Annotated in this window: 8 protein-coding genes; 6 read left to right on the forward strand and 2 right to left on the reverse strand. The window is 37.0% G+C overall.

Annotated features, from left to right (window positions below):
* Positions 1 to 1,481 (reverse strand): CHAT domain-containing protein (locus tag FVQ77_16810; protein MBW8051963.1); only part of this gene is annotated, 1,481 nt, incomplete at its 3' end.
* Positions 1,482 to 1,583: 102 nt separating this feature from the next.
* On the opposite strand from FVQ77_16810, the gene FVQ77_16815 reads away from it, so the two are divergent.
* The 6 genes from FVQ77_16815 (at position 1,584) to FVQ77_16840 (ending at position 7,455) form a co-directional block, all read left to right on the forward strand.
* Entirely contained in the window at positions 1,584 to 2,084 is a 501-nt protein-coding gene (locus FVQ77_16815; GenBank protein MBW8051964.1) for a cytochrome, read from the forward strand.
* A 370-nt stretch (positions 2,085 to 2,454) separates the two neighbouring features.
* On the forward strand, positions 2,455 to 2,982 hold the full coding sequence (locus tag FVQ77_16820) for a hypothetical protein (protein MBW8051965.1): 528 nt from the start codon (positions 2,455 to 2,457) through the stop codon (positions 2,980 to 2,982).
* Between the two features lie 259 nt (positions 2,983 to 3,241).
* Positions 3,242 to 4,321, forward strand: a complete 1,080-nt coding sequence (locus FVQ77_16825) for a class I fructose-bisphosphate aldolase (protein ID MBW8051966.1) — start codon at positions 3,242 to 3,244, stop codon at positions 4,319 to 4,321.
* Between the two features lie 147 nt (positions 4,322 to 4,468).
* A complete protein-coding gene (locus FVQ77_16830) occupies positions 4,469 to 5,314 on the forward strand; it encodes an acetyl-CoA carboxylase carboxyltransferase subunit beta (GenBank protein ID MBW8051967.1) in 846 nt (281 codons plus the stop codon).
* A gap of 222 nt (positions 5,315 to 5,536) precedes the next feature.
* Positions 5,537 to 6,652 carry a tetratricopeptide repeat protein gene (locus tag FVQ77_16835; protein MBW8051968.1) on the forward strand — a complete coding sequence of 372 codons (1,116 nt, stop codon included), beginning with the start codon at positions 5,537 to 5,539 and terminating at the stop codon, positions 6,650 to 6,652.
* A 182-nt stretch (positions 6,653 to 6,834) separates the two neighbouring features.
* Positions 6,835 to 7,455, forward strand: a complete 621-nt coding sequence (locus tag FVQ77_16840) for a tetratricopeptide repeat protein (protein MBW8051969.1) — start codon at positions 6,835 to 6,837, stop codon at positions 7,453 to 7,455.
* A gap of 213 nt (positions 7,456 to 7,668) precedes the next feature.
* Here FVQ77_16840 and FVQ77_16845 read toward each other — a convergent pair.
* Positions 7,669 to 8,001 (reverse strand): T9SS type A sorting domain-containing protein (locus tag FVQ77_16845; GenBank protein MBW8051970.1); only part of this gene is annotated, 333 nt, incomplete at its 5' end.

Consider the following 8,001-nt stretch of genomic DNA (forward strand, 5'->3'; position numbering starts at 1 on the left):
GTAGTTGTATCCCCATACAATAATAATCCGGAAAGTTTGGTTTTTTCTTCATTGATAACCCCATGGGTTGCAATATGGATGAATTTATAATTCCTGACTTCAGGAGTTTTTGCGTTTTGCTCATTGGCTTGTTTGTGGGTGAAGATACTTGATTTTTGTTTTTTTACGTTTTTGCCAAATAGTGTTGCAATGCCGTTAACCTCTGTTTCAGTGGCTGGCAGCGATGAAACGTTACCCAAACCTCCCCTGATCATTTCATCATAATATTGACCATTAAAATCTACCGGGGCAAATGCGGTGAGATTGCCTGCAGACTGTTTTTTTATCTTATTCCTCTGGTCAAGTAAAAGTGTAGCTGAGTATCCATAGCTGATCATGTAATCGTTTACAAGATATGGCAGGGCTGTATAATCTTCCTTGTTTTCATCTACTTCTTTTGTTAATAAGGCTTCAAAAGGCACATACCCCAATAACCCTTCAGGCACAATAATAAGATTTTTAATCCCGGCTGTATTCGGGGAATTTTTAAGCTGGTTGACCACCGGCTCTACCAATGTTTTGTAGATCGGATAAGCCCAATGGACATACAGCGGAAATCTCTTTTTATAAATCCCATTTCGCATCCGTTTTATCCATTTATAAAACAGTGTATCTACTTTAACTGTTTTTGCTGTATAATTATTTTTTGTAACGGTGTATATATAGATGCAGGTATCAATTTCGCTCGTTGCGTATGCTACAAGGGCAGTGTTGTCATCCAGCAGATTGTCCTGAACTTCGCTTACTGTTAAAGTTCTTGTTCTATATTTGAGGTCATAATAATCAGGATATTGGCTTTCAAGTACATCAAGAAGGGCTGCATATTTTTGTTTCAATACGAAGAGTTTATCACTCCATAAGGCAATTTTAGCGCTATCGGCTTCATTGCCTTTTTGCTGTTCTTCAGCCAGCATTTTATCATAAAAGGCAAGATCAATCCTCAGCGTCCTTTCATATTCTATCAGGCTATCTGACAGGCCGGCAAACTGTCTTGCTTCAGAGTCTCTAAGGGCAGTCAATAACACACCTGCTTTACTTTTTTCTGAAAAGGTAAAAGCTTGTTTTTTATAGGATGCATTCCCGGTAACTTCATAAAGTTTCATTGCTACCCGGGTAGATTTTTCATAAGTCCCTTTCCCTTTTTCACCCAGAAAGAATTTAGATTGTTCAGACTTGTAACCTGTCCGCATCTGGTCAATCAAATTCACAGCAAGCATAAAAGTAGATAGAGACATTTTCAAATCTACCAGCGGATCCAGTGTATCAATCAAGATCGTGTCACCCTCTATGACAAAATACGACACTACACTGCCTTTGTCCGTTTTTATTGCAAAATCATTTGTGTTACATGACGCCAATAAATCTCCTTTAATAATAGGAAATATTGAGAACTGTATGCAAAGAAAGAAGACTGCTGTTTTTTGGAAGATTTTTTTGTCCATGATTAATAAGCGTTATTTTTTTGCAATATTAATAAAATTTTATTTTATTGTATCGGAATTTCAATGTTTAAATGAAATTTATATTCAAATCTATTTTTTATAATGAAAAAAACCATCATAGGAGTAATTGGCCCTGCTGCAGGAGCAACTGACAAAGACATGGATAATGCCTTCCAGCTTGGGCGATTAATTGCAAATGAAGAGTGGGTGCTCTTAACAGGAGGAAGAAATGCAGGGGTAATGGATGCTGCAAGTAAGGGGGCAAAACAGGCAAATGGATTAACCATAGGTATATTGCCAACTACCGAAAAAGGATCAATTTCTGCCTCAGTGGACCTCCCGATCATAACAGATATGCACAATGCAAGGAACAATATCATTGTACTTACAAGTGATGTTCTGGTTGCCTGCGGCATGGGCGCTGGCACAGCATCTGAAATTGCCCTTGCAATCAAGGCAAACAAGGTAGTAATTATGCTGGGTGGCGGCCATGAGGGTAAAGCATTCTTTAAAAAACTGGGAGGCGATAATGTAATAATAGCAGAAAATGCCAGGAATGCGATTGAGATTGTAAGAAATATAGTAAATACCCACACCAAATAATTTGACAAGGGATAAAAAACTTCGTAACGATTTGCTTGACTTTTTAAAAATTAATTTGTCTATATTTTTTTTATTTATTAACTTGCAATGTTTTGGTTATTATTATTTTACGTTGAATGATCATTAAATTTTAAAAATGCAAATCATAACAAAACAAGCAATAACTAATTTGCTTTTAAAAGTATAATCATACTTTTACCCGTCTAATTAGGATGTGTACAGGTATGATTTGGTTAAAACCATACTTTTATATTATAGTTGTATGGGCAAGTTAAAACAATATAGGAGACAGTTGGCGGTCATGCAAAATAAGTTCAAAATAACATTATAGACGGTAGGACAATTTGATGAATTTTATTAAATTTGCTGTATGAAAACACAAAAGCAGATACAACTTGATTTTATAATTGACAAATTGAGCAAATCAATTCAAAATACAATTTCGGGGGACAGTTTTCGTACAGAAATTTCAAATTTCTCCTATAAAGACATAAAACAAGTGACCAAGAAAAAGGGTTGGAATTTTAATTGGAAAATAGAATTTACCGATAATTCAAAGGAAGTTTATAAAATGACTATTGTAAACAATCCTGACATTATTCAAGGACTATTAAGCCTAACAATTGAAACGGACCATGTTCTTATGAATTTAGTTGAAAGCGCTCCATTCAATATCGGGAAAAACAAACTTTACGAAGGTGTGGCGGGAAATTTAGTAGCTTATGCTTGTAAAGTTTCTTTTCAACACGGCTTTGACGGATATGTAGCATTTACTGCAAAGACCAAACTTATTGGACATTATGAAAAGACTTTAGGAGCTTATCATATTGGTGGACAAAGAATGATAATTTTAACTCAATCAGCAGAATTATTAATTGAAAAATATTTTAAATCATAGAAAAATGGGATACATAAAAGAACCTGATGGCGTAGATTTTATAATACAAAGCCCTCCCTTGACAGACGAGGAAAGAAAAGCTATTAGCGAGTTTATTCGTAAAGATAAAGCAAGGAACTCTGCTAAAAGAGCTAGCAAAAGAAGACTTTACTCAAAAAGAAAGAAGGAGCTTGCTTGAAAGCGATTAATGTACGAACCGCCAAGATTCAACTTTGACACTTCTTGACTGTCATTTACGACTGACAAGAACAATTAAAAAATGGAAACACAAACAATAACATCACCAATTGAGCGGATCGCTTCTTTACTTGGTAAAGATGCAGATTCATTATTAGATCACAAATGCAAGACAATTCCCAAAGAATTGCTGCATAAACCTGGGTCCGATTTTGTAGATAGGATTTTCGCAGATTCAAACCGCAATGCGCAGGTTTTAAGGAGTCTTAGCGCTATATTTGGTCATGGCCGTTTGGCAAATACAGGGTATTTGTCAATTCTGCCTGTTGACCAGGGGATAGAACATAGCGCTGGCGCTTCATTTGCACCCAACCCCATTTACTTCGACCCCGAAAATATCATCAAGCTGGCTATCGAAGGAGGTTGTAATGCCGTAGCAACTACCTTTGGCAATCTTGCGATCATGTCGGGAAAGTTTGCGCACAAAATTCCATTTATTGTAAAAATCAACCACAATGAGCTGCTATCTTACCCCAACACTTATGACCAGATCATGTTTGGTTCTGTTGACGATGCCTGGAATTTAGGAGCCGTAGCCGTTGGAGCAACAATTTACTTTGGCTCAGAGGAGTCTCGCAGACAAATTATTGAGGTAGCAGAAGCTTTCGAAAGAGCCCATGAATTAGGGTTGGCAGCCATATTATGGTGCTATACACGAAACAACGCGTTCAAAAAAAATGGCACAGATTATCACGGTGCAGCCGACCTTACCGGGCAAGCTAACCACCTGGGTGTAACGATCCAGGCGGATATTATCAAGCAAAAGCTTCCGGTGAATAATGGCGGTTTTACTGCAATCAGCTTCGGCAAAACCAATCCCAAAATGTATAGTGAATTGTGTTCGGATCACCCCATAGACCTTTGCCGCTACCAGGTAGCAAATTGTTATATGGGAAGGATCGGCCTGATAAATTCAGGTGGCGAATCAAAAGGCGCTACTGACCTTGCCGAAGCTGTAAGAACAGCCGTGATCAATAAACGTGCTGGAGGCACGGGCCTTATCTCCGGTAGAAAATCTTTCCAGAAACCTATGAAAGAAGGAGTCAAACTGCTTAATGCTATTCAGGATGTGTATCTTTGCCCTGATATAGATCTAGCGTAGCTGATACTTGCCACAAAGGCACGAAGTTTCACAAAGTTTTTTTAAAAAAAATCTATGTGATCTGTGCAACTAAATTAACTTTGTGATTCTTTGTGTCTTGGTGGCTTGGTGGCAAAAAAAATCGTAAATCGTAAATCGTAAATAAAAATGCCTTGGTTTAAAAGACAAGAAAAAGGAATCGTTACACCTACTAAGTTAAAAAGAGAAGCCCCGGACGGGCTGTGGGATCAATGTCCCGGGTGTAAAAAGACGATGCATGTTAGAGAACATAAAGACAATGCCTATACATGTGTACACTGTAATTATCACTTCAGGATTGGTTCCAAAGAATATTTTGAGTTATTATTTGACAATAACCAGTTTGATGAATTTGACAAAGAGATGGATTCGGTTGATCCGCTGCAATTTTCCGATACAAAATCTTACACAAAAAGGATTGCTGCTTCACAAAAAAAGTCAGGGCTTAAAGATGCTGTCCGCACTGCCTATGGTAAAGTGAATAACCTTGATATGGTAATCGGATGCATGGATTTTAGCTTTATTGGCGGGTCAATGGGGTCTGTAGTAGGAGAAAAACTTGCCAGGTTAATAGACTATGCACGGGAACATAAAATCCCATTATTAATTATCTCTAAATCAGGCGGAGCTAGAATGATGGAGGCAGGTTTTTCTTTGTTGCAAATGGCTAAAACTTCTTCAAAGCTGGCTTTGCTTGCCCAGGAAAAGGTCCCCTACATCTCTTTACTAACCGACCCAACTACTGGAGGGGTAACTGCCTCTTATGCCATGCTTGGTGATTTTAACATTGCAGAACCTGGCGCCCTTATTGGTTTTGCAGGGCCGCGGGTTATCAGAGAAACGATCGGAAAAGAACTGCCCGGAGACTTCCAAAGCGCAGAATTCGTGCTTGAACATGGGTTTCTGGATTTTATCGTTGACCGTAAAGAGCTTAAGGAAAAACTTACTCAATTGTTGGGGATGTTGATGAATTAGCTAGTGTAGCAACAATTTAATTACGCAATATTGTAATCATAAAATATATTATTTCATTGTTAAATTGTTAAGATGGTTATATGGTTATATGGTTATATGGCTTTATGGCTATATGGCTTTATGGCTATATGGTTATATGGCTTTATGGCTATATGGTTATATGGCTTTATGGTTATATGGCTTTTAAGTAGAGTTTGGTGAAAAAATGTAGAATGTAGAATTATGAAGTTTCTGTTTTTTATTTTCTTACCATTCCTTTCATTTAGCCAGGTTGAAAATTACGATAAATTCAGGGCGGATACTTCAGATGCCAACTATTACTTCCGCCTTGCCCGTTCCTTTGTCAAAACCTATCAATACGACAGCACTATTTTTTATTTTAAAAAGGCAAGCACCTTTTATCTTCGTAGTACGACTGCTGCGTTGGATAATGGGAAGGAAAGACTCTGGGCAAGAACACTTCTTTGCTACAACAAAATAGGCTGGTGGTATATGATAAAAGGAGAGTACGAAGAGGCTATTGAACAATTATCCAAAGGGCTTAAACTTTGTTTTGAGCGATTAGGAAAAGAAAATAAGGTTGTTGCGGATTGCTATAATATGTTTGGAATTGTATTGTGGCAGAAAGGAGATTACTACACCGCATTGGAATATTACCAGCAATCCTTATTTATATGGTCAAAAACCCTTGGCCCGGATCACCAAAATATCGCTGTAAGCTATAATAACCATGGAATTATTTATGCTACAATTGGCAATTACGATAAGGCATTAGAATACTACCAAAGTTCTTTATCAATATGGCTTAAAACCCTTGGCTCTGATCATAGGAATATAGCTACGATTTATAATAACATAGGAGTTGTTTGGACTGATAAAGGATATTATGACAGTGCCTTTGTGTATCATCAAAAAGCCTTGAAGATCAGGCATAAAATATTTAGGAAAGACCATCCGGATTTTGCTCAAAGCTACATAAATCTTGGTACTTTATATATGGAATTAGATAGCCTTGACAAAGCATTATATTACCAGCAAAAAGCATTAAATATTTTTTTACCTATTTTTGGAAACTATCACCCAATGGTTGGAGGTTCTTATAAAGACATTGCAAATCTTTTTGTAAGACAAGATCAATTTGATACTGCTTTAAAATATTTCCAAAAAGCAATACAATCTTTGGTAAAGGATTTTACAGATAATAGCATTTATGTAAATCCTATTTATATGGTTTTGAGAGGGGAGAAGGGTAAAGTTAATTCTGCAGTGATCTTGCTGGATACTTTGGAGGAGAGGGGGGAGGCGTTTTATGGAAGATGGATGGAAGGAAAAAAGTAGCAGTAGCAGTCCCGACAAGTCGGGATCTTTGTTGCACTCCGATAGGCAGTTGACATAGAAACTTCAAACTTCATCCCGGGTACTCTTTCCCGAGTTACTCGGGGAGACAGGCGGGATGGATTTTCTCACTACATTTACCTTCTAAATTTGGAAGGTCAAACTATTACAAAGCGCCATGCATTATGGCTATGAGGAATATAACCATTTTAATTCTTTTATTTGTACCCATATTGGTAATTAGCCAAAGTGGGCAGAGACGCCCAATTTGGGCGTCTCTGCCCACTTTAGCTAACAGATATTTTTCCGAAGCTGATTCTTTTTCCAAAACCTTCCAATACGACAGCGCTATTTTCTTTTATCAGAAAGCAAGTTTGATCTATGAGCAATTAGAAACCTGGGAAGATCATGTTACCTGCTATAATAAAATTGCTGAGAATTATTATTATAAAGCACAATACTCTGAGGCCATTCAACAATTAGAAACAGGATTAAAAACAGGATTAGAAAGATTAGGTAAAGAACATAATGTCATTGCAGTATGTTATAATGCTTTTGGAGTAATTTACCAGCATATTGGACAATATGACAAAGCGCTGGAATATCATCAGCAATCATTACAGATAAAGCAACTAAAACCTGGCAATGATCATCCTGAAGTGGCAAAAAGTTATCTGAACATGGGTACTGTTTATGTTTCAAAAGGCGATTATTTCACAGCCCTGGAATATTTTCAGCGATCATTAAGAATACGGCAACTAAACCTTGACGGTGAAAGATTTTTCGGCTCATTGTATTTATATTAATCCTATATTTCCGGAAAAACCTGAAGAGTGGAAAAAAATGATCAATTCTAAAGTGATATTACTAAGTACTTTGGAGAATAGGGGGGAGGCATTTTATGAGAAATGGAAGATGGAAGATGGAAATTAAAAAAAATGCCACTAAAACACAAAATCCAACAAAAGAAATAGGCAGTTGGCAATGGGCAGTAGGCAATATTGCCTACTGTCAACTGCTTACTGCTTTTGTAATATTATTTTTTTATTGATCATATTTTTATCGTACTGAATTTGCAGGTTGTATATGCCTGCAGGGTTTGGTTTTAGGTTTATTTGATTTGTGTATTTGCCTTTAATGTTGTTCAGTGTTGCGGCATATACTGATTGTCCTAAGATGTTGGTGATGTTTATTTGTATATCCTTTATTTCAGAGACTTCCATTTCTAATGTGAAATTGCCTGTGTTTGGATTAGGATATGCCCTCAGACCCGCAAGGTTTTGAAAACCTTGCGGGTCTTTAATACCAACAGGAGATATATTTACCAAAAACTCCTCTGAAACAAAGCTGCT

The sequence above is a fragment of the Cytophagales bacterium genome (genome assembly GCA_019456305.1).
Classification (GTDB): Bacteria; Bacteroidota; Bacteroidia; order Cytophagales; family VRUD01; genus VRUD01.